At 64.0% G+C, this 17,209-nt stretch carries 16 protein-coding genes and 2 tRNA genes; 15 read left to right on the forward strand and 3 right to left on the reverse strand.

Annotated features, from left to right (window positions below):
• The first annotated feature begins 25 nt into the window (after window positions 1–25).
• From gnd to ArtHe_RS14945, 10 genes are all read left to right on the forward strand, one after another.
• A complete protein-coding gene (gene gnd, locus ArtHe_RS14900) occupies window positions 26–985 on the forward strand; it encodes a phosphogluconate dehydrogenase (NAD(+)-dependent, decarboxylating) (protein WP_248317655.1) in 960 nt (319 codons plus the stop codon).
• A gap of 90 nt (window positions 986–1,075) precedes the next feature.
• The gene (recF, locus tag ArtHe_RS14905; RefSeq protein ID WP_248317656.1) at window positions 1,076–2,260 is read left to right on the forward strand and encodes a DNA replication/repair protein RecF; all 1,185 of its coding nucleotides are present in this window, start codon (window positions 1,076–1,078) and stop codon (window positions 2,258–2,260) included.
• Window positions 2,244–2,783, forward strand: a complete 540-nt coding sequence (locus ArtHe_RS14910) for a DciA family protein (RefSeq protein ID WP_248317657.1) — start codon at window positions 2,244–2,246, stop codon at window positions 2,781–2,783. The genes recF and ArtHe_RS14910 overlap by 17 nt, the downstream gene beginning before the upstream one ends.
• Before the next feature lie 282 nt (window positions 2,784–3,065).
• Window positions 3,066–5,123: a DNA topoisomerase (ATP-hydrolyzing) subunit B gene (gene gyrB / locus ArtHe_RS14915; RefSeq protein ID WP_066300478.1), complete on the forward strand. Its 2,058-nt coding sequence runs from the start codon at window positions 3,066–3,068 to the stop codon at window positions 5,121–5,123.
• Between the two features lie 102 nt (window positions 5,124–5,225).
• A complete protein-coding gene (gene gyrA / locus ArtHe_RS14920) occupies window positions 5,226–7,859 on the forward strand; it encodes a DNA gyrase subunit A (protein ID WP_248317658.1) in 2,634 nt (877 codons plus the stop codon).
• A complete protein-coding gene (locus ArtHe_RS14925) occupies window positions 7,856–8,359 on the forward strand; it encodes a DUF3566 domain-containing protein (protein ID WP_066300483.1) in 504 nt (167 codons plus the stop codon). The genes gyrA and ArtHe_RS14925 overlap by 4 nt, the downstream gene beginning before the upstream one ends.
• A 111-nt stretch (window positions 8,360–8,470) precedes the next feature.
• Window positions 8,471–8,544: transfer RNA gene (locus tag ArtHe_RS14930), tRNA-Ile, on the forward strand.
• Window positions 8,545–8,589: 45 nt separating this feature from the next.
• The gene (locus tag ArtHe_RS14935) at window positions 8,590–8,709 is read left to right on the forward strand and encodes a DLW-39 family protein (RefSeq protein WP_215727394.1); all 120 of its coding nucleotides are present in this window, start codon (window positions 8,590–8,592) and stop codon (window positions 8,707–8,709) included.
• A gap of 65 nt (window positions 8,710–8,774) precedes the next feature.
• Window positions 8,775–8,847 (forward strand) — tRNA-Ala (locus ArtHe_RS14940).
• A gap of 111 nt (window positions 8,848–8,958) precedes the next feature.
• On the forward strand, window positions 8,959–9,891 hold the full coding sequence (locus ArtHe_RS14945) for a DMT family transporter (RefSeq protein WP_248317659.1): 933 nt from the start codon (window positions 8,959–8,961) through the stop codon (window positions 9,889–9,891).
• A gap of 80 nt (window positions 9,892–9,971) precedes the next feature.
• Here the strand turns inward: ArtHe_RS14945 and ArtHe_RS14950 are convergent, their stop codons facing one another.
• The gene (locus ArtHe_RS14950; protein ID WP_248317660.1) at window positions 9,972–10,928 is read right to left on the reverse strand and encodes a hypothetical protein; all 957 of its coding nucleotides are present in this window, start codon (window positions 10,926–10,928) and stop codon (window positions 9,972–9,974) included.
• Between the two features lie 151 nt (window positions 10,929–11,079).
• On the opposite strand from ArtHe_RS14950, the gene ArtHe_RS14955 reads away from it, so the two are divergent.
• Together ArtHe_RS14955 and ArtHe_RS14960 are read left to right on the forward strand one after the other, a co-directional pair.
• On the forward strand, window positions 11,080–11,622 hold the full coding sequence (locus ArtHe_RS14955; protein ID WP_066301039.1) for a peptidylprolyl isomerase: 543 nt from the start codon (window positions 11,080–11,082) through the stop codon (window positions 11,620–11,622).
• Window positions 11,623–11,846: 224 nt separating this feature from the next.
• Complete coding sequence (locus ArtHe_RS14960; protein WP_349238361.1) at window positions 11,847–12,539, forward strand: rhomboid family intramembrane serine protease; 693 nt, start codon at window positions 11,847–11,849, stop codon at window positions 12,537–12,539.
• A gap of 641 nt (window positions 12,540–13,180) precedes the next feature.
• Here the strand turns inward: ArtHe_RS14960 and ArtHe_RS14965 are convergent.
• Complete coding sequence (locus ArtHe_RS14965; protein ID WP_248317663.1) at window positions 13,181–13,438, reverse strand: cell division protein CrgA; 258 nt, start codon at window positions 13,436–13,438, stop codon at window positions 13,181–13,183.
• Window positions 13,439–13,729: 291 nt separating this feature from the next.
• On the opposite strand from ArtHe_RS14965, the gene ArtHe_RS14970 reads away from it, so the two are divergent.
• The 3 genes from ArtHe_RS14970 to ArtHe_RS14980 are packed head-to-tail and all read left to right on the forward strand — an operon-like array spanning window position 13,730 to window position 15,297.
• Entirely contained in the window at window positions 13,730–14,476 is a 747-nt protein-coding gene (locus ArtHe_RS14970; protein ID WP_248319820.1) for a class E sortase, read from the forward strand.
• Between the two features lies 1 nt (window position 14,477).
• Window positions 14,478–14,648, forward strand: coding sequence for a hypothetical protein (locus ArtHe_RS14975; protein WP_169795750.1), 171 nt, complete (start codon window positions 14,478–14,480; stop codon window positions 14,646–14,648).
• A 4-nt stretch (window positions 14,649–14,652) separates the two neighbouring features.
• A complete protein-coding gene (locus ArtHe_RS14980; protein WP_248317664.1) occupies window positions 14,653–15,297 on the forward strand; it encodes an aminodeoxychorismate/anthranilate synthase component II in 645 nt (214 codons plus the stop codon).
• A gap of 12 nt (window positions 15,298–15,309) precedes the next feature.
• Here the strand turns inward: ArtHe_RS14980 and pknB are convergent, their stop codons facing one another.
• Window positions 15,310–17,208, reverse strand: coding sequence for a Stk1 family PASTA domain-containing Ser/Thr kinase (gene pknB, locus ArtHe_RS14985; RefSeq protein ID WP_248317665.1), 1,899 nt, complete (start codon window positions 17,206–17,208; stop codon window positions 15,310–15,312).
• Between the last annotated feature and the right edge of the window lies 1 nt (window position 17,209).

Consider the following 17,209-nt stretch of genomic DNA (forward strand, 5'->3'; position numbering starts at 1 on the left):
GTGGACGACGGAGAGAGGAACCGACATGCATATTGGCCTTATCGGACTGGGAAAAATGGGTTTCAGCATGCGCGAGCGGCTGAGGCAGAACGGAATCCAGGTCACCGGCTTCGACCGGGACCCGGTAATCAGCGACGTTGGGTCCCTCGCGGAGCTCGCTGCTGAACTGCCGCCGCCGCGCGTTGTATGGATCATGGTTCCCAGCGGCGAAACGACGGCTGCAGTCATCGGCGACCTCGCTGCACTGCTGAGCAGCGGAGACCTGGTGATCGAGGGAGGCAACTCCCGGTATACCGAGGACAGCCGGCACGCGGACCTGTTGGCGGCCAACGGGATCCGGTACCTCGACTGCGGGGTTTCCGGAGGGATCTGGGGCAAAGACAACGGTTACGGGCTGATGGTCGGCGGTAATCCTGCAGATGTGGCGGAGGCTATGCCGGTCTTCGACGCGCTGCGGCCTTCCGGACTGCGGGCAGACAGCTTCGTCCACGCTGGAGCCACGGGAGCCGGGCACTACGCCAAAATGGTGCACAACGGCATCGAATACGGCCTGATGCAGGCGTATGCCGAGGGTTATGAGCTGCTTGCTGCCCAGAAGATCATCGGCGACGTTCCGGGGGTCCTCCGCGCCTGGCAGGACGGAACGGTCATCCGCTCCTGGCTCCTGGAACTGGCAGTGCGTGCTGTCGAGGAGGACCCGGGACTGACCCGGATCACCGGTTTCGTGGAAGATTCCGGGGAAGGCCGGTGGGCCATCGAAGAAGCCCTGTCAGCTGAGGTCCCGGCACCGGCGCTCACGGCCGCCGTTTTTGCCCGGTTTGCCTCCAGACAGGAGGATTCCCCAGCCATGAAACTGGTGGCAGCGCTGCGCGGACAGTTTGGCGGGCATGCCGTGAGAGCAGCCGATTCCGCGGCACCAGGACAAAACGCCGGGCCTCCGAACGCTGCCGAGCAGGCAGTAGGGGACGCGGGCGGGCCGGAATAGCTGGGCGGTAGGCTGGGAACAGACCCGGAACGGCACCGGCAGGACAGGACTTGAGGACACTGACAGGACGGAAATACCAGGTGGAGCAGCGTGTACGTTGATTACCTTTCGCTGACGGGATTCCGCAGCTACGGGCAGCTTGATCTGAGCCTGAAACCCGGAGTGAGTGTTTTTGTCGGCCCTAACGGCACCGGCAAAACCAACATTGTCGAATCCATCGGCTACCTCGCCTCGCTCTCCTCCCACCGGGTGAGTTCGGATGCCCCGCTGGTGGCCTTCGAGGCCGAACAGGCCCTGGTCCGGGCCCGCGTGGTCCGCGGAAACCAGGCCACGGCCCTGGAACTTGAAATCAATCCGGGCCGGGCGAACCGGGCCAGGATCAACCGGGCCAATCCCGTCCGCGCGCGGGACATCCTCGGTATCTGCCGCACGGTGCTTTTCGCACCCGAGGACCTGGCCCTGGTCAAGGGTGATCCCTCCGCCCGGCGCCGTTTCCTGGACGACCTGATCGTGTCCCTGGTGCCGCGGCATGCAGCCACCCGTGCCGACTATGAGCGCGTGCTGAAGCAGCGGAACGCCCTGTTGAAATCGGCCAGGGCAAGCGGGCGCTTCACCTCTGCCCACGAGGCAACACTGGAGGTCTGGGACCACCACATGGCAGCTGCCGGAGCGCAGCTGGTGGCTGCACGCCTGCAGGCCCTGGACCAGCTCAGTCCGCATCTCGCGGGGGCCTACAAAGACCTGACCGACGGTTCAAAGACTGCCCGGGGCATCTACCGCTCGACGTTGCTGGGGCAGGTGGACGACGACGGCGCTGCGGACGGAGCCGCGGACGCCGCCGATCTGCTGGGGCTCAGCCAGGAGGAACTGCAGGAACGTTTCCTGCAGGCCTTCGCCGCGAACCGGAAACGCGAAGTGGAACGGGGGATTTCCCTGGTCGGACCGCACCGGGACGAAGTCGAGCTCGTCCTGGGACAGGCGCCGGCCAAAGGTTATGCCTCCCACGGGGAGACCTGGTCGCTGGCGCTGGCCATGCGGCTGGCTTCCTTCTACCTGCTGCGGGATGACGACGATTCTCCGGGCGCCGGGCCCATCCTGATCCTGGATGATGTGTTCGCCGAACTCGATACCGGACGCAGGGAGCGGCTGTCGGCGATTGTTGCCGGCGCCGAACAGGTGCTGGTGACCGCGGCGGTTGCGGAGGACATCCCCGCTGCATTGGACGGGGAGCAGATTCCGGTCATTCCGGGAGGCGTCAGTGTCGCCGCCGGATGAGACCCCGCAGCCTGCCGATTCCGGTGACGACCGCCCGGACGCCGCCAGGGAGCAGCTGAACCGGATGCGGCAGGCAGCCCAGGCCCGCGGCAACCAGCGGGCTCCGGTGAGCCGGCGCAAACCGGGCCAGCGCCGTCAGGCCCCTTTCGTTCCGGGGGAATACACCGGGCGGGATCCCCAGGGACTCGGCAAGGTCTTCACCCGTTTCGTCAACGAGCGCGGCTGGAACTCCCCCGTCGCGGTGGGATCCGTGATTTCACGCTGGGAGGAGCTGGTGGGCCCTGATGTCAGTGCGCACTGCAAGCCGGAGTCCTTCTCCGACACCACCGTCCAGGTCCGCTGCGACTCGACCGCCTGGGCCACGCAGCTGCGCCTGCTCCGCTCCACGCTGATTGCACGATTTGATGCAGAACTGGGTCCCGGCGTCGTCACCCGGATTGAGGTCATCGGTCCGGCAGCACCCAACTGGCGCAAGGGACTGCGCAGCGTCAAGGGCAGGGGACCGCGGGACACCTACGGCTAACCGGCCCGGTGTTGCCTGAGGGAAAAAAGTTGTTGATATATAGCCGCATTTGTGCTCCCCTTCACACCCGCTGGGAGGTGCTTAGCGGGGTGAAAAACCCTCCGGACGTATCGGGCCTCATCGGACGGCAGGAAAATGGCTCAAAACCTGCTTTGGTGGCCGCTGGTAGGGTGTTTTGGCGCGCAAAGATACCCGCAGCACGGTAGAATTGGTACAGAGGCACCCTCTCCCGCTGGACAGGGTGCCAAATTCTGACCGACACAAGAGGAGTCGACAGCACCTGTGGCTAACGACAAAGAGCTAGACAACACGGAGTCCGCACCCCAGGAACGCAGCGACCAGCCGGCCCCGCATGAATACGGCGCCAACGAGATCACTGTGCTGGAAGGCCTCGAGGCCGTTCGCAAGCGTCCGGGCATGTACATCGGCTCCACCGGTCCCCGCGGCCTGCACCACCTGGTTTACGAGGTGGTGGACAACTCGGTTGACGAAGCCCTGGCGGGTTTCTGCGACCGCATCGATGTGACGCTCCAGGCCGACGGCGGCGTCCGGGTCTCTGACAATGGCCGCGGCATCCCTGTTGACATGCACCCGACGGAGAACATGCCCACCGTCCAGGTGGTAATGACCATCCTGCACGCCGGCGGCAAATTCGGCGGCGGCGGGTACGCCGTCTCCGGTGGCCTGCACGGCGTCGGCATCTCCGTTGTCAACGCCCTGAGCGCGCGCGTGGAAACCGAAATCAAGCGTCAGGGTTTCACCTGGCAGCAGAGCTTCGAAAACGGCGGCCACCCCGTGGGCGGACTGCGGCAGGGCGATCCCACCGACGAAACCGGCACCACACAGACGTTCTACCCGGACCCGGAGATCTTCGAGTCGACGGAATTCGACTTTGAGACCCTGCGTGCACGGTTCCAGCAGATGGCCTTCCTCAACAAGGGCCTGCGCATCGTGCTCACCGATGAGCGTGCCCTGGACGAGACAGCCACGGAGATCGCCGAAGCGGATACCGGGTCCGAGGACGCTGCGCCCAAGCACCGCACCGTGGACTACATGTACGCCAACGGGCTGCTGGACTACGTCCAGCACCTGAACAGCTCCAAAAAGGTCGAGGTCATCCACGACGACATCATTGCCTTCGAAACCGAAGACAATGACAAGAAAATGGCCGTGGAAATGGCCCTGCAGTGGACCACAGCGTACTCAGAGAGCGTCCACACCTACGCGAACACGATCAACACCCATGAGGGCGGCACGCACGAAGAAGGGTTCCGTGCAGCCATGACCTCACTGATCAACCGGTACGCGCGCGAAAAAAACATCATCAAGGAAAAGGACGACAACCTCACCGGAGACGACATCCGTGAGGGCCTCACCGCCGTCATTTCCGTGAAGATCGCCGAACCGCAGTTTGAAGGCCAGACCAAAACCAAGCTCGGCAACTCCGAGGTCAAGGGCTTTGTGCAGCGCGTGGTCACCGACCAGCTGGGCGACTGGCTGGAACGCAACCCCGGCCCCGCCCGCGACGTCATCCGCAAATCCATCCAGGCCTCCCAGGCCCGGCTGGCCGCACGCAAGGCCCGCGAGTCCACCCGCCGCAAGGGCCTGCTGGAATCCGGCGGTATGCCGGGCAAGCTCAAGGACTGCTCCTCCAAGGACCCCTCGAAGTCTGAAATCTACATCGTGGAGGGTGACTCGGCCGGCGGTTCGGCTGTCCGCGGCCGGAACCCCGAAACCCAGGCAATCCTGCCCCTGCGCGGCAAGATCCTCAACGTGGAGCGGGCCCGGCTGGACCGGGCGCTCGGCAACGCCGAAGTCCAGTCCATGATCACGGCTTTCGGCGCCGGAATCGGCGAGGACTTCGACGTCGAGAAGGCCAGGTACCACAAGATCGTGCTGATGGCTGATGCCGACGTTGATGGCCAGCACATCACCACCCTGCTGCTGACGCTGCTCTTCCGCTACATGCGGCCCCTGATCGAACAGGGCTACGTGTACCTGGCGCAGCCGCCGCTGTACCGGATCAAGTGGTCCAACCACCCGCATGACTACGTCTACAGCGACCGGGAACGCGATGAGACCGTGGCCCGCGGCCTGGCGAACAACCAGCGCCTCCCGAAGGAAAACGGAATCCAGCGCTACAAGGGCCTGGGTGAAATGGACTACACCGAACTCTGGGACACCACCATGGACCCGGATCACCGCACCCTCCTCCAGGTCACCATGGATGACGCCGCCTCGGCGGACCAGATCTTCTCGGTGCTTATGGGTGAGGACGTCGAATCCCGCCGAAACTTCATCCAGCAGAACGCCAAGGACGTGCGCTTCCTCGACATCTGATGCCTTTGGGCCGCTCCGGCGGCCCGAACGCAGCGGCAGCCGGAGCGAATTGTCCGGCCCAGGTAACGCACATGGACTTGAACTTAGAACGGAACAGAACCAATGAGTGATGAGACCCCGGAAGTTCCCGGCGGCGAACTCGAACCCGTCAGCGGGAACGTCCTCTCCGACCGCGTAGAGCAGATCGACCTGCAGACCGAGATGCAGCGCTCCTACCTTGACTACGCCATGGCGGTCATCGTGGGACGTGCGCTTCCGGATGTGCGCGACGGCTTGAAGCCGGTGCACCGCCGCGTGCTCTACGCCATGTACGACGGCGGCTACCGCCCCGACCGTGCCTTCAACAAATGCGCGCGCGTGGTCGGCGAAGTCATGGGCCAGTACCACCCGCACGGTGACTCGGCGATCTACGATGCGCTCGTGCGTCTCATCCAGGACTGGGTCATGCGTGCACCGCTGGCGCTGGGCCAGGGCAACTTCGGTTCCCCCGGTAATGACGGCGCTGCCGCACCGCGATACACCGAAACCAAGATGGCGCCGCTGGCCATGGAAATGGTCCGTGACATCGACGAGGAAACCGTCGATTTCATGGACAACTACGATGGCCGCAACCAGGAACCCACGATCCTGCCGGCCCGTTTCCCCAACCTGCTGGTCAACGGCTCCTCCGGCATCGCCGTCGGCATGGCCACCAACATTCCGCCGCACAACCTGCGCGAGGTCGCTGACGGCGTGCAGTGGTACCTGCAGCATCCGGAAGCATCGAACGAGGAACTGCTCGAAGAGCTGATCAAGCGGGTCAAGGGACCCGATTTCCCCACGGGTGCAACCATCCTGGGCCACAAGGGCATCGAAGATGCCTACCGCACCGGCCGCGGATCGATCACCATGCGTGCCGTGGTCAACGTCGAAGAGCTCCAGGGCCGCACCTGCCTGGTAGTGACGGAACTGCCGTACATGGCTAATCCGGACAACCTGGCCATCAAGATCGCCGAGCTGGTGAAGGACGGGAAGATCACCGGCATCGCCGATATGCGCGATGAGACCTCCGGCCGCACCGGACAGCGCCTGGTCATCGTGCTCAAGCGCGACGCCGTGGCGAAGGTGGTGTTGAACAACCTTTACAAGCACACCCAGCTGCAGGAAAACTTCGGTGCCAACATGCTGGCGATCGTGGACGGTGTGCCGCGTACCCTGAGCCTGGACGCGTTCATCCGCCACTGGGTCACGCACCAGCTCGAAGTCATCGTCCGCCGCACCCGGTACCGGCTGCGCAAGGCCGAGGAAGTCGCGCACATCCTGCGCGGTCTGCTCAAGGCCCTGGACGCCCTGGACGAGGTTATTGCCCTGATCCGCCGTTCCTCCACCGTGGAGGAGGCCCGCAACGGCCTGATTCAGCTGCTCGATATTGATGAGCTGCAGTCCCAGGCCATCCTGGATATGCAGCTGCGCCGCCTCGCTGCGCTGGAGCGGCAGAAGATCCAGGACCAGCACGCCAAGCTGGAACTGGAGATCGCCGAGTACAACTCGATCCTGGCCTCCGAGGAGCGCCAGCGGCAGATCGTCAGCGATGAACTCGCGGAGATCGTCGACAAGCACGGCGATGACCGCCGCACCAAGGTCCTGATGGGCTACGACGGCGACATGAGCATGGAAGACCTCATTCCTGAAGAGGAAATGGTCATCACCATCACCCGCGGCGGCTACGTCAAGCGGACCCGGAGCGACAACTACCGGGCCCAGCACCGCGGCGGCAAGGGAATCCGCGGCGCCCAGCTGCGCGGCGACGACGTCGTCGAGCACTTCTTCGTCACCACCACCCACCACTGGCTGCTGTTCTTCACGAACCTTGGACGTGTCTACCGCGCCAAGGCCTACGAACTGGCTGAAGCCGGCCGTGATGCCAAGGGGCAGCACGTGGCGAACCTGCTGGCCTTCCAGCCCGGTGAGCACATCGCCCAGGTGCTGGACCTGCCCGACTACGACGCCGCTCCCTACCTGGTGCTCGCCACGAAGCGAGGACTGGTCAAGAAAACCCAGCTCCGGGACTACGACACGAACCGGTCCGCCGGTGTTATCGCCATCAACCTGCGTGAGGGCGACGAAGTTGTGTCAGCCCAGCTCGTCAGCGAGACCGATGACCTGATGCTCGTTTCCCGTAAGGGCCAGTCCCTGCGCTTCACCGCCACCGACGAGGCCCTGCGCCCGATGGGCCGCGCGACGTCCGGCGTGACCGGCATGAAGTTCCGGGAGGACGATGAGCTGCTCGCAGCGGATGTCATCACCGAGGACTCCTACGTGTTTATCGTCACTGAGGGCGGCTACGCCAAACGCACCAGTGTCGAGGAATACCGTGTGCAGGGACGCGGCGGCCTTGGCATCAAGGTTGGCAAGTACAACGAGGACCGCGGACACCTGGTCGGCGCAATGATTGTGCAGGAAGAGGATGAGGTCCTGGTGGTCATGCAGGGCGGCAAGGTTGTCCGCTCCGCTGTCGCCGGTGTTCCGGCCAAGGGCCGTGACACCATGGGCGTCATTTTCGCCAAGCCGGACAAGAACGACAGGATCATCGCTGTGGCCCGGAACTCCGAACGGGACCTGCCGGTGGACGCTGCGGAAGGCGAGGCCGGCTCCGGCAGCGAGTCTGTGGAGGCACCAGTGGATGAAGTACCGTTGTCAACAGAGGAAATGGCTGGGCCCGACGCGCAGTCAGCAGACGATGGAGGTAGCGAGTGAGCTCGACCAACTCAAATGCCAGGCCCAGCGGCGGCCCGCGGGTGAAGACCCCGGCACGGCCCGCACAGCGGCCTGGAACGGGTCAGAGCGCGTCCGGCAACCGGCAGCCACTGGTTAAGCCGGCTCCCAAGGCCAAGGCCCGCAAGGCCCGCCTGCTGGTCAGCAAGATCGACCCGTGGTCGGTGCTGAAGATGTCCTTCCTGCTCTCCGTCGCCCTCGGCGTGGTTACGGTGGTCGCAGCAATCGTGCTGTGGACCGTCCTGGACCTCACCGGCATCTTTGACCGCGTAAATGACCTGCTTGGTGAAATTGCCGGGTCCGAGTCCGGTGGATTCGACCTTCGGGAGTTCGCCTCGCTGGGCCAGGTGGTGTCCTTTGCCACCATCATCGCCGTGGTCAACGTTCTGCTGCTGACGGCCCTGTCGATGCTGTCAGCCGTGCTGTACAACATTGCCTCGACCCTGGTCGGCGGCATCGGCGTCACCCTCACCGACGACTGATTTTCCGGGTTTCCGGCGCAGGATCCTGTCCTGCGCCGGGGGCCCGAAGGGCCCGATTTGGGTTCCGGCCGGGGGTACGGTAAAGTCATATCTCGGCCCGGTGAGGTATCGGGGCGTATAGCTCAGGCGGTTAGAGCGCTTCGCTGATAACGAAGAGGTCCCAGGTTCAAGTCCTGGTACGCCCACGGACGATCATGAAAATTGATCGGCCACAACGGCAAGGAGACACTGTGAAGAAGTTGTTCGCAATTGCAGCAGCCGCAGCAGCAGGCGTCTTCGTCTTCCGGAAATGGCAGGAAACTGCCGCGGAGAAATCCGTCTGGAAGGCTTCGACCGACAAGGTCGAATAGCTCCGCACGGACTGGATTGGTTTGAACACCCGCGCGGGTGGGATATACTGAATCAGTTCCAATTCGGGGGCATGGCGCAATTGGTAGCGCACCTGCTTTGCAAGCAGGGGGTTCGGGGTTCGAGTCCCCGTGCCTCCACCGAAAGAAAGTCCCGGCCACATCGGCCGGGACTTTCTGCGTTGAAGACCGGGCCAGCCGAAAGCCCCTGGGCTCCCGCCCCGGCAGGACACCAAGCAATAACCTTTTCCCATGACATTTTTCCTTGCGGTGGTTGGCGTGCTCGGAGTCTCTGCCTCCGGCCCCATCATGGCGGCAACAGCAGCCCCCGCCCTGGCCATCGCTTTCTGGCGCAACGCCCTGGGCGCCGTCATCATGGGCGTACCCGCCGGCCTGCGGGACCGTAACGGCTTCCGCAGCCTCAGCCGCGCCGAGGTCAAGTGGGCAGCACTGGCGGCCCTCGCCCTCGCGCTGCACTTCGCCTGCTTCATCACGTCCCTGCGGCTCACATCCGTAGCGGCGGCCACCGCCCTTGTCTGTCTGCAGGCCGGATGGATCGCGCTCTTCGACGTATTCCGCGGAAGACGCGTCGCTCGGCAGACCCTCGCCGGCTTGCTGGTGGCCTTCACCGGCGTCGTAGTCATCACCGGCTTCGACGTGGCGCTCTCGCCCGAGGCCCTGATGGGTGATGCGCTGGCACTGGCCGGCGGCGCCCTGGCCGGTCTGTACACCCTGGCAGGCGGCAAGGCCCGCCGGACCATGTCCACCGGTACCTACACCACCCTCTGCTACGGTGCCTGTGCCGTGATTCTGCTGATAATGTGCGCGGTTTTCCAGGAGCCCCTGATCGGGTTCGAGCCGGCGGCCTGGGCCGGAATCCTGGCAGTGACCGTGATGGCACAGCTGCTCGGCCACACGGTATTCAACCATCTGCTTGCTGTCATCAGCCCCTTGGTGGTGTCGATGATCATCCTGCTCGAGATTCCCGGTGCCGCCGTCCTGGCAGCTCTCTTCCTTGCCGAAGAGCTTCCCGGCGGCACATACGCCGGGCTGGGTATCATTCTGGCCGGGCTCGCGGTCGTCCTCTGGGGACAGGCCCGGGGGCGCTCCCTGTCCTCCCGGGGAGCGCCGGAAAACCAGCTTCCCCCGGCGCCGCCGGCGCTGGGCGGAGACATCGAAAAATAGTCTCCGCCCAGGTGCGGAAACCGGCTTAAAAAGGAAGGACCCCGGATACCCGGGGTCCTTCCGCTGCGTTGCCTTTGCTGTTACTTCTCCGGCTTCTCAGCCTTCGCCTCAGCGGAGGTATCCGCGTGGGCGCCCGGCTTCGCAGCCGTGGCTGCGGCGTCCTTGCTGTGCTTGGCGGCGTCGGCAACCTTTTCACCGGCCTTGGCCGCGGAAGAGGCAGCAGCCTCCTTCACACCCTGTGCGGCTTCCTTCGTCTTCTCAGCAGCCGTTGAGAGGCTCTCCTGGGCCTTCTCAGCGGGAGCGGCGGGCTTAGGACCTGCGGGCTTGCTGCCCTCGGCCGGAGCAGGCGGTGCCGGTGCGGGGACCGGAACAACGGCGGGCTTGGGCTGGGCCGGTGCAGGCGTCTTCCAGGGATCTTCGACCGGGCGGGAAGCCCGCCATGCGGCAACTGCCGCTACAACTGCTGAAGCGATGATGCCGAAGACGAGCCAGCCCTTGCCGCCGCTCTTCTGCTGCTTCTTCAGTTCCTTGGCGGCCTTGGCCGCGGCCTTCTGAGCCTGCTTCAGTGCCTTCTTGTTGCCGGTGGCCTTGGCCACGGCAGTCTGTACGGGCACAGAGGCATTTCCGAGTCCGCGGGAGACGGAGTCAGCGGCGTCGCCAAGCCGGGTTGAGATCGTGGGGATGTAGCTGTCCACGACCTTGTCCTTGGCATGGGTCAGGGCCGGTGTCGCCTTGTCGAGGGTGGTCTGGATCCGCGGAGTGGCGTCGTCAACGACCTGGCTGATCCTGGGGCCGACCTTGTGGAGTCCGTCCTGGAGCCGGGGAGTCACGACTGCAACACCCTGAGCGATCTCGTCTGCAGCACGTTTGAGCCCGTCCTGAATTTTCGGTGAAGCGGTTTCGATCCCCTTTTCGATGCGGGGAACTGCCCAACCGACGGCGGCCTCTACCTTGGGGGTTGCCCAGTCACGTGCCGATTCCACGCCTGCGGTGACATTCGCTTCGAAGTCACGGGCAATGCGGTCCTTCTTATTCAAAACTACCTCCCGGGATAGTGACGGTTCAGCCTTAGCCTACGTGCAATGGCTGTTCTGTGCTATCAGCGGACCGCTGGGCCCGAAGTTTTCACTGTGCGCTGAACAGCCCGGTTTCCGCGCGCTCAAAGGGCTGCCGTGGAAGAATGAGGTCATGACTGCTATTCCTACCGCAAAAGCGACCCTCCATACCTCCAAGGGCGATATCCGGATCAATCTCTTCGGTAACCATGCCCCGAAGACGGTCAAGAACTTCGTCGGCCTGGCAACGGGTGAGATCGAGTGGACCGATCCGGCCACCGGCGAGAAGACCAGCCGGCCGCTCTACGACGGCACCATTTTCCACCGCATCATCAAAGACTTCATGATCCAGGGCGGCGACCCGCTGGGCCGCGGCACCGGCGGACCGGGCTACCAGTTCGACGACGAGATCAGCCCCGACCTGGACTTCACCAGCCCGTACAAGCTGGCCATGGCCAACGCCGGCATCCAGATGGGCCGCGGCACGAACGGTTCCCAGTTCTTCATCACCTCCGTTCCCACCACCTGGCTGCAGGGCAAGCACACCATCTTCGGTGAAGTAGCCGACGATGAGTCCAAGGCCCTGGTCGACGAACTGAACGCAGTTGCCACTGACATGCGCGACAAGCCCACTGAAGATGTCGTTATCAACAGCGTTACCGTGGAGCAGCTCTAACCTGTTTGGCAGTACACCCCGGCCGGGCCTCCGGCCGGGGTTTTCCCATAAAAGCCCCTGGAGCCCAACCCAACATGTCCTACGGAATTCCGGCCGGCCCGCCGGCCCCTGAAGTACCTGTCTGCCCGCGGCATCCCGACCGCGTCAGTTATATCCGCTGCCAGCGCTGCGGGCGGGCCGCCTGCCCTGAGTGCCAGCACAGCGCACCGGTGGGCATCCAGTGCGTGGACTGTTTCCAGGACAGCCGCCGGAACACCCCCGCCTACCGGACTCCCTACGGCGGCGCCGCCCGGACCGGCAAACCGGTGGTCACCACAACGCTCATGATCCTGTGCGGAATCGCTTACGCCCTTCAATGGCTGGTGCCGGGCTTCGCGGAACAGTTCCTGTTCGCTCCCATCCTCGCAGCGTCCGAACCGTGGCGGCTGATCAGCGCTGCGTTCCTGCACTCCCCCGGGTTTATCCTGCACATCGCGTTCAACCTCTATGCGCTGTGGCTCCTGGGCCGGACCCTGGAACCACTGCTGGGGCGGGTCCGGTTTATCCTGCTGTACCTGATTTCCGCGCTTGGCGGCTCTATCGGTGTCCTCATGCTGGCACCGGCCTTCCAAGCCGTGGTGGGCGCTTCAGGCGCCATCTTTGGGCTGTTCGGCGCACTGTTCGTCATTCAGCGTCAGCGCGGCGGGGATGTTAAGGCATTGCTGATCCTCATCGGGATAAACCTCGTGCTGGGGTTCGTCTATCCGAGTATTTCCTGGCAGGCGCACCTGGGCGGATTGGTGACAGGTGCTGCCTGTGCCGCGGTGCTGGCATATGCTCCCAAGGGCCCGCGCAGGTCGCTGGTGCAGTTCGGCGGCCTCGCCGTGATCGCCCTGGTGCTGCTTGGCCTCGCCTTCTTCTGGACACCCAGCTTCTAGCTGCCCGCCGTCCTTCTCTCAGCAGGCCTCCGGTAAAGCCGGGGGCCTGCTGCGGTTAACCGCCTTATCCCGGTCCTGCCTCCCACAGCCGGATGGTTATCCACAGAGATACCCACATTGTTAATAACTTACAGGCGTGTAACTCAGCGCTCCGCAGGTGCCGAAACTGGCACCATCCGGTTCATTCTATGGACCCGACCGCGTTATCCACAGGCTTGGCTCAGAGTTATGCACACTCGGTGGGAAACTCTCTTCCGAAGTTATCCAGTGCTGCGTCTGAGTTACACACATGTAATTCCACAGCTGTGGATAACTATATTCCCCGGCAACACGGCAAATCTGCTCGAACTGACCACAGAGTTACCCACAGTTGTGGATAACTCTGTGCACATGGTGGGTACAACCTAGGCTCGGTTCAGCTCAAGTTATCCCCAGCTTTTCCACCTGGTCCTGTGGAAAAGCCGGGGATGGGGCCCCCGGGGTAGCTGCCGGTCAGGTGGCGCCGTTCTGAACAGGTTATGCACGCCTGTGGATAACGCCCTGTGGAGAAGTTGCCCCGCTGTGGGTAAGGCTGTTTAAAACACGAAATCCCGGCAGGCGGATGACCGCATACCGGGAGTTGTGGTTAGTGTGTGGGAGGGTTAGCGCCAGCGGGTAGTCATCAGGAAGCCGGCGATTGCGAGTCCGAAACCGACCAGGATGTTGCCTGATCCCAGTGCAGGGACCGGATACACGCCCTCGGAGATGTAAAAAACGATGATCCAGATCAGCCCGATCAGCATCAGGCCAAACATCACCGGCTTGTACCAAACCGGATTGGGTTTCGGTGCGGTTTTTCCCTTGGCAGCAGCGGGTGCCTCGGCGGCTGACGGCTTCTTGCGGGACTTTGACTCGGGCACGGATCCTCCTAGCGGAACCGGCTCACTTCATGCCGGTGCGGTTATGGTCTGTGGGAAGGTCCGCGTGCCTCGCCCCTCAGACCGGTGCAGCGATATCCTGACTGGGTATCGGCGGTGAGCTGGGTGGCTTGCAGGTTCCCCTCTGCCAATCGTAGCGAATGACCAGCACCAAAGTGCCCGGTACCACCGGCAGAGCAGAGAGAGGACCGGGACCGGTTGCACAGTTCAACGGATGACATCGCGGGAACCGAAACCAGTGTGCCCGAAACCCGCCGGACACGGCGGAACTCCTTGAAGGGTGCAAAGCGCGGACGGGGCTCCCTGGCAGTCCAGGTGATTGGCGAACTGCTGATTACCGCAGGGTTGGTGCTGGTCCTGTTTGTGGTCTGGGAATTGTGGTGGACCAACATCGAGTCAGACCGCCGGCAGGAACAGGCCATGGAGCAACTCTTTTCCGGGTTTGACACCCCGCCGGCCTCCGCCGGCGCGGGGGCTCCGGAAAACTACGGTGATCCGTCGGTGCTGCCCGTCCCCGGCGCTGAAGGCGACACCTTTGCCGCGATCTATATCCCCCGGTTCGGCCCGGAGCATGCCCGGCCGGTTACCCAGGGCGTGGGAACGGAGGTCCTGGATACCCTGGGTCTTGGCCACTACCCGGAAACGGCCATGCCCGGCGAAGTCGGCAATTTCGCTTTGGCGGGCCACCGGCAAACCCACGGCCAGGTCCTTGACGCCGTCGACACCCTGGTTCCCGGGGATCGCATTTATGTGCAGACAGCGGAGGGTTATTACACCTATGTCTACCGGAACAGCCAGATTGTCCTGCCGGACCAGGTCGACGTTCTGGCCCCGGTCCCCACACAGCCCGGCACAGTGCCCTCAGAGCGGATCCTGACGCTGACTACGTGTAATCCGCGGTTTGGCTCGCAGGAACGGTTCATTGCGTACGCGGTGATGGAGTCCTGGCAACCCGCGTCGGCGGGACCCCCGGCTGAGATAGCAGCAATTGCAGCGGCCAAGACAGGAGGACAAGGATAAAATGTACGCTTGGATCTTCCGGCATCTGCCCGGCCCGCTGTGGGTACGCATCATCACGTCTGTAGTGCTGGCCGCGGGCGTGGTGCTGGCACTGATGGTCTATGTTTTTCCCTGGTTCTCGGAATTCAGTTTCCTGGGCCCACTGACGGATTCAACGATTGGCGGTTCCTGAGGCAATGAGCACGCGTATTCTCGTGGTCGATAACTACGACAGCTTTGTCTATACCCTTGTGGGCTATCTGCAGCAGCTGGGCGCCCAGACGACTGTGGTGCGCAACGACGACCTGAGCCTGGCGGAAGCCAAAGAGCTGGCGGCAGCCCGGGACGGTGTGCTCGTCTCCCCCGGACCAGGGGCCCCAGCGGACGCCGGGGTCTGCATCGAGCTCATCCGCTGGTGCAAGGAGAACGCGAAGCCGATGCTGGGGGTCTGCCTGGGGCACCAGGCACTGGCCGAAGCCTTCGGCGGCACCGTCACACACGCCCCGGAACTGATGCACGGAAAAACCTCCGAAGTAGAGCACCACGGGACGGATGTCTTCACCGGGCTGCCCAGCCCGCTGACGGCCACCCGCTACCACTCCCTGGCTGCAGTCGCGGACCGGATTCCGGCGGAGCTCGAAGTCACCGCACGGACTGCCAGCGGCATCATCATGGGACTGCGGCACCGGACAGCCCCGCTGTCCGGCGTGCAGTTCCACCCGGAATCCGTGCTCACCGAGGGCGGCTACCAGATGCTGGGCAACTGGCTGGAAGGCCTTGGCCTCGAAGGCGCCGCAGCACACGCAGCGACGCTGAGCCCGCTGATCAGTTCGGGTTCATAGCGCCTGCCGCTGCTAGTCGTCCCGCCGGTTACCGGAGCTCGACGGCGATGAGGACGAACTGGGCGACGCCGACGCCGACGGCGACGGGCTTGCCGGCTCCTTGGCGACCGTCAGCGTGATGGTGCTGCCCTGCGGAACATCCGATCCCGGCGGGGCGCTTTGAGCCGTGACAGTACCCGGTTTCACCACCGAGTTTTCGACTTCCTCCACTGTCACTTCCAGCCCGTAGGCAGGATCTGCCAGATAGGCCCGGGCCTCTTCGATGCTCACGTCCACGAGATTGGGAACGGTGACCTTCCCGGAGGAGAGCACCAGGTCCACGGTGCTGCCGACCTGCACCGAGGTTCCGATTCCGGGCCTTGTTTCGATGACCCGCCCCTCGGGAACGACCGGGCTGTTAGCGGTGACGGTATTCCCGCCCTGCAGCCCCATAAGGCGCAGGACATCCCTGGCCTGGGCCTCGCTCATGCCAGGCAGGGTATCCGGGATCGCGACCGCTGACGGCCCCTGGGACACGAACAGCGTGATATCGGCGTCGAACAGCGTGTTCGTGCCAGCAGAGGGAGAGGTTCCGATGGCCAGGCCCGATTCGACCGTGTCGCTGTACTGCGGCTCGATTACGGGTGCCCGGAAGCCTTCACCGGTTATGGCGTTGATGGCTTCGGTCTGGGTCATGTTTTCCACGTCCGGGATGCTCCCGGCCACGGGTGGAGGCGGCGGCTGGTTGGCCAGGTTGTAGGCGAAAATGCCTCCGGCCGTGAGAAGCAGCGCCAGGGCAAGGAACAGCGTGAGCATCCAGGCCCGGCGGCGCTTCTTCTGCTTGGGGTCGCGCTCCTGGTCATTGCCCACGGACAGCCGGGACGGACCTTCTTCTTCCTGGAGGTCGTCTGCGGACATGCTCGTAAGCGGCCCACCCTCCATGACCCGGGCCATGGCACGGGTCCGTGGTTCCTCTTCGGGCCAGGGCTGCACAGTCGTTTTGGGGATCTGGATGGCCTCGGTGGCGCCGGTCCGTTCCGGTTCCAGCTGGCCACGGCGCGCGGCCTGCAGCGCCTCACTGAAGGCATGGGCGTTCTGGTACCGCTCGTCGCGGTCCTTGGCCAGCCCGCGTTCCAGTACCGAATCCAATGCCGGCGAAACCTCGTGGTTGAAGCTGCTGGCCTTGGGCGGCTGCTCGCGCACATGCTGGTATGCCACAGACACCGGGCTGTCCCCCACAAAGGGCGGGCGTCCGGCCAGCATCTCAAAGAACAGGCAGGCTGCGGAATACAGGTCGCTGCGTGCGTCGACCGTTTCGCCGCGCGCCTGTTCCGGAGAGAGGTACTGCGCGGTGCCAATGACTGCCTGGGTCTGCGTCATCGTCGCTGCAGAGTCAGCGATGGCACGGGCTATCCCGAAGTCCATGACCTTGACCCGCCCATCGGCGGCGACCATAACGTTGGCCGGTTTAATGTCGCGGTGCACAATCCCGGAGCGGTGGCTGTACTCGAGGGCAGCCAGTACACCCAGCGTGTAGTCCACAGCCGCATCAATGCTGATCTCGCCGGCTTTGATGAGGTCCCGGAGGGTGCGTCCGGAAACGTATTCCATCACGATGAAAGGCAGGCGGACCTCGTCGCGGGATCCGTCTTCCGCCTCCTGGTCACCGGTGTCATACACGGAGACTATGGAGGGGTGGTTTAAACCGGCGACCGCCTGTGCTTCCCGCCGGAACCTGGACTGGAACAGCGGATCACGTGCCAGGTCCGGGCGGAGCACCTTAATCGCCACTGAGCGTCCCAGCCGGGAGTCACGGCCGAGGTAGACGTCAGCCATACCGCCGCGGCCGATGAGTTCACCTACCTCATACCGCCCGTTGAGGATACGGTCAGTGTTCAGTGTGGGGTGTCCTTTCAGGAAGTCCGCGCTCATG

Source organism: Arthrobacter sp. Helios, from assembly GCF_023167125.1.
GTDB classification, from domain to species: Bacteria; Actinomycetota; Actinomycetes; order Actinomycetales; family Micrococcaceae; genus Arthrobacter_B; species Arthrobacter_B luteolus.